Origin of the sequence: Frankia canadensis (assembly GCF_900197875.1) — a bacterium.
GTDB lineage: Bacteria > Actinomycetota > Actinomycetes > Frankiales > Frankiaceae > Frankia > Frankia canadensis.
This window is the reverse complement of the sequence record NZ_FZMO01000293.1, coordinates 1-4,436: the sequence shown is the minus strand read 5'-3', so window position 1 is coordinate 4,436 and position 4,436 is coordinate 1. Positions and strand designations below refer to the sequence as shown.

Here is a 4,436-nt window from a genome sequence, read left to right as displayed (position 1 = left end):
CCCCTGACGGCCGCCGGCTGGGAAGGTCAGCCGGCGGCCGTCAGGGGCCGGCACCGACGGTCGCGGTCACGGCGCGCAGCAGATCGCCGAGCCGGTCCCAGGCGGAGCGGGCGGCGACGGCGTTCTGCTCGCTGGGCGGCGCCGAGGCCAGCAGTTGCACGGTCTTGACCGCCGCGTACAGGTACAGCGGACGGCCCCGCCACACCGTGAGGAGGGGATAGGTCTCGTCCAACGCCCGGTGCACGACCCGGCGCAGGGGAATGTCCGGGCTGCGCTGCCCGATGTCCATGCGGTGCAGGATGGTCACGGCCGCGTCGATCTCGTCCATGTCCGGGACCCAGATCCCGGTACGCAGCGCCTGCAGGGCCTCGTCGTACGCGTCCGCGGCCGCCACCACCGGGTACCCGCCACCGTGGTGCACGGGGGGCGGAGCCCAGTCGTCGTCATCATCGGTCACTCGACCACCGTCCCTCACGGACGGCCCGCTGGGACAACAAGTGGGGAGCCCCATAGCGGCCGAACAATGCATTTGGTTAACGCTCACCATCGCTGACGGGCCGCACCGCGTCGGCCGCTCGACCGGGCGCCGTGCGACGGCCGCGCGGGGACGAACCGCGCCAGCTGGGATCATCGGCGCCATGCGACCGAGCAGGCGAACCCTGGTGATCACCGCCCCGGCCGCCGCGGCCGCGACCCTCGTCAGCCTCGCCGCCGGCTGTGCCTCCCCGTACGACCGGCCCGATCCGACCGCCACCTCCGGCGGCTCGCCCACACCCCGCTCCCCCACCACCGACGTGCCTACCACCGGCGCGACCACCGCCGGCACTACCACCGCCGGCACTACCACCGCCGGCACGGCCACCGGCACGGGGACGGGCGCCGGCATGGCGGCGGGCGCGGCGACGGCGTCCGGGCCGGCCGTGGTCACGGCGACGTCGTTCGCCAGCGCGGCGCGGCGGCGGCAGGTCAGCATGGTGGTCGTCACCCCGTCCGGTGGCGGTCGGGGCCTGCCGGTGTGCGTCGTCCTGCACGGCCGCGGTGACAACGCGCGCGGCGCCGTCGGCCTGCTCGGCCTCGACGTGCTCCTGCCCGCGGCGATCCGCGCCGGCGCGCCACCGTTCGCCCTGGTCACCGTGGACGGTGGCACCGCCTACTGGCATCGGCGCGCCTCCGGCGACGATCCGGAGGCGATGATCCTCGACGAGGTCCGCCCGCGGCTGGCCGTCACCGGGCTGCGCACCGACCGGCTGGCCCTGATGGGCTGGTCGATGGGCGGCTACGGCGCGCTGCTGCTCGCCCGGCGCCATCCGGACCTCGTCGTCGCCGCGGCCGCGAGCAGCCCGGCGATGTGGCGCGGTTACGGCGCGAGCGCCCCCGGTGCCTTCGACTCGGCGGCCGACTTCGCCGCCCACCGCGTCCTCGGCACCCCGCCGGCGCCCGGCGTCACCTACCGCATCGACTGCGGCAGCGCCGACCCGTTCGCGGCCGTCTCCCGCCAGGCGGTCACCGACCTGCGCCCCGCGGAGCACAGCCTCGGACCTGGCGGCCACACGCCCGAGTACTGGCGCTCGGTCGCCCCCGCCCAGCTGGCCTTCGTCGCCGGCGCGCTGCGCCGCGCGGCCTGACCCGACGCCCGGTTCCCCGCCGCCATCCTCAGCGGGGCGGGTCCACCGAGCGGATGGCGTCGGTGACGGCGACGAGGGCGAGCAGGCGGACCAGGTCGACATCGGCCTCGAGGCGCCCGGTGGCGGCGGCGACGAAGGCGTCCCCGTCGTAGCGGGTGTGCGGCGGGATGATCGCGCGGGCGAGACCATCGTGGGCGCCCTGGGCGACGAGCAGGCAGCCGCCCTTGTCGAGGCGGGCGTTGGTGACGACGACGCCGATCGTCGTGTGCCGACGACCGGGGCTGAGGTCGAAGGGATGCCAGCCCGAGGTGACGGTGTCAAGGGACATCGGGCCGCTGCCGTGGTCGACGTCGCCGTAGGCGTTGACGACGCACAGCGCGGCCACGACGAGCTCGCCGGCCCGCCGGGCGGCGTGGCCGACACCGCCGGGGCGGCGCAGCGCGGGTCCGCGCCACTGGCTGACGCACGCGCCCGTGCCCGCCCCGATCCGTCCGCGCAGCACCTGCTCGCTGGCGCAGGCCCGCGCGGCCTGGTAGCCGGCCTCGGCGCCCGGACGGGCGGTCGGATCGCCGACGGCCAGGTCGAACAGGGCCAGCGTCGGCACGATCGGCACCGGACCGCCCGCCGTCATCACCCCGCGGCCCCGCTCGGCGTAGTAGCGCATCGCCCCGTCCGCCGCCGCCAGGCCGAACGCGGACCCGCCGGTGAGCAGCACCGCGTCGACGGACATCACCGCCATCGACGGCGCCAGCACGTCGAGTTCCCGCGACGCGGGCGCCCCGCCGCGCACCTCCCGCGACGCGACGGTCCCCTCCGGCAGCTCCACCACGGTGCAGCCGGTGAGCCCCACCGGGTCGGTCCAGTGCCCGACCCGCACCCCCTCGACCCCGATCCCGATCCCGGCCATCCCTGCGAGCCTCGCACGCCCAAGATCCGGGCGCCAACCCGGCCCGCCTTCCGCCGGATTTTCCGATAATGCGCTGCGTGACCGATCTGATGCTGTAATGATCGAGCGGGCCATACCGGCGGCGGGTGGCGACATCGGGGAAGAGGGTGTTTCGGATGTCGGGTGTACATGCCGATCCGGAGGAGCTGCGGGATTTCGCGACCCACATCGGCCGCTTCGGCACCACCGTCGGCGACGAGATCAAGGGCCTGCGGACGCATTTCGACGGGCTTGACTGGCGGGACGCGCAGCAGGCCCGCTTCGCCACCGAGGTCGAGGAGGTGACGGGCCGCTTCCGCGACTTCCTCGTCACGGCGAACGAGATCGCGACGAAGCTGCTCGGCAAGGCCGGCCCGCTGGACGAGTACCTGCGCGGCTTCTGACCGGCAGCCGCGGCACGAGACCATCGGGGGGTGGATGGCGGTGGTGCTGGTAGTCGCCGATCCGAGCGTGCTCACCGCGCATGTGGCGCTGCTCGCGACCGCGATCGCCCAGGCGGGCGGGATGGTGCTCGACGCCGTCGCCACACTCGACGACCTGCACGGGCGCGGCACGGAGCATCTGCGTGCCCGGCGGCAGGCGCTGGAGCAGGCCCGTCACGCGGTGACGCGATGTGAAACGTCGTACGACGAGGCGCGGGACGCCCGCGACGAGGCCCGCCGGAGGCTGGAGCAGGCACAGGCAGCTCTCGCGCAGGCCCAGGCCGCGCTCGCGCAGGCCCAGGCGGCGGCTGCTGCCGCCGCGTCGCGCTCGGGCGAGGGGGGCGGCGGCGGCTCGGGCTACGGGTCGTCGAGCGGTGTCGCCGCCGCCCAGGCTGCCGTCGACACGGCGTACGCGGCCGTCACCGCGGCCCGGTCGGGGTATGAGGCCGCCGGCCAGGCGCTGACCCGCGCTCAGGATGCGCTGGAGCGGGCCCGCCGCGCCCGCCACGCCGCCGAGGAACGGGTCGAGGCGGCCAGCCAGCTGATGGTCCGCATCGTCGACGTGGTCCAGCTCGGCCAGGCGATGGCCACCACCGAGGGGATGTTCCACGAGCTGGCGGTCGACGCGACCTTCGTCCTCACCCGTCGCGTCGACCTGCTCGAGACCTACCTCACCGACCCGCCGGGACGGGTCGGCCGGGAGCGGGCCGGATGGGCGCCCGCCGCCTGGGCGGGAGGGCGTTCGCAGCCGTCGTCCGGCAAGGGCAAGGGCGGGGGCGGGGGTCGACTGCTCGGCATCCTGACGCTGCTCCTGGACCTGCTGAGCCTGTTCGGCGGCAGTCTCGACGCGCTGACGCGATCCTGGACGGATCTGCCCGGCCGGCACTACCTGGAGTACTTCGGCGCGCCGATGCTCGCCGCCCTCACCGAGATCCACCAGCTGTCCGCGGCGATCGACGGCGACCTGGTCGGCATTCACCGGGGCTTCGGCGAGGGCGCGTGATGACGAGCGACGGCGGCTGGGCGGCCGGCGGCCCGCTCCTGGACCGGCTGGACCGCATCCGTATCGAGGTCACCCGGGCGCGCCACGAGTGGGACCGCGCCGTCCGCGAGGCCGACGAGACGCTGGCCCGCCGTGGCGAGGAGCTCACCGAGGCCCGCCGGCGCACCCAGGCGGGGCATGCGGCCTGGCGGGCGCATCATGTCGGCGAACTGGTCGCCGAGGCCCGCGAGCTACTCGGCCCGCGGGTCAGCCTGTGGGAGGCACAGGAGCGGGCGGCGACCCGGGGGGAACCTCCCGGCCGCCACAGCGCCGACGCGGGCGGGGGCGGCGAGGCGCAGCAGCGGGCCGGCAAGGTCCCCGGCGCCGCCCGCGCCCGCCGCCCGCGGCATTTCCCTGCGGGCCAGGGCGCGCAGAAGCGGCGGGACGTCTTTCCCGCCGAG

At 75.7% G+C, this 4,436-nt stretch carries 5 protein-coding genes and 1 pseudogene; 4 read left to right on the top strand and 2 right to left on the bottom strand.

Annotation, left to right across the window (positions count from 1 at the left end; genetic code table 11):
• Positions 1–40 precede the first annotated feature (40 nt).
• The gene (locus tag C1A33_RS21045; RefSeq protein WP_101833139.1) at positions 41–457 is read right to left on the bottom strand and encodes a hypothetical protein; all 417 of its coding nucleotides are present in this window, start codon (positions 455–457) and stop codon (positions 41–43) included.
• Positions 458–638: 181 nt separating this feature from the next.
• On the opposite strand from C1A33_RS21045, the gene C1A33_RS21040 reads away from it, so the two are divergent.
• Positions 639–1,625, top strand: coding sequence for an alpha/beta hydrolase (locus C1A33_RS21040; protein ID WP_165818508.1), 987 nt, complete (start codon positions 639–641; stop codon positions 1,623–1,625).
• A 28-nt stretch (positions 1,626–1,653) separates the two neighbouring features.
• Here the strand turns inward: C1A33_RS21040 and C1A33_RS21035 are convergent, their stop codons facing one another.
• The gene (locus C1A33_RS21035) at positions 1,654–2,532 is read right to left on the bottom strand and encodes a P1 family peptidase (protein ID WP_101833138.1); all 879 of its coding nucleotides are present in this window, start codon (positions 2,530–2,532) and stop codon (positions 1,654–1,656) included.
• Between the two features lie 155 nt (positions 2,533–2,687).
• Between C1A33_RS21035 and C1A33_RS21030 the strand changes: the two genes are divergently transcribed.
• From C1A33_RS21030 to C1A33_RS21020, 3 genes and pseudogenes are all read left to right on the top strand, one after another.
• Positions 2,688–2,954 (top strand): WXG100 family type VII secretion target, encoded by a 267-nt coding sequence (locus C1A33_RS21030; RefSeq protein WP_101833137.1) that lies wholly within the window; start codon positions 2,688–2,690, stop codon positions 2,952–2,954.
• Between the two features lie 43 nt (positions 2,955–2,997).
• Complete coding sequence (locus C1A33_RS21025) at positions 2,998–3,996, top strand: hypothetical protein (protein WP_133150760.1); 999 nt, start codon at positions 2,998–3,000, stop codon at positions 3,994–3,996.
• A pseudogene (locus tag C1A33_RS21020) lies at positions 3,996–4,436 on the top strand (hypothetical protein); the annotation flags it as partial. The gene C1A33_RS21025 and the pseudogene C1A33_RS21020, both read left to right, overlap by 1 nt.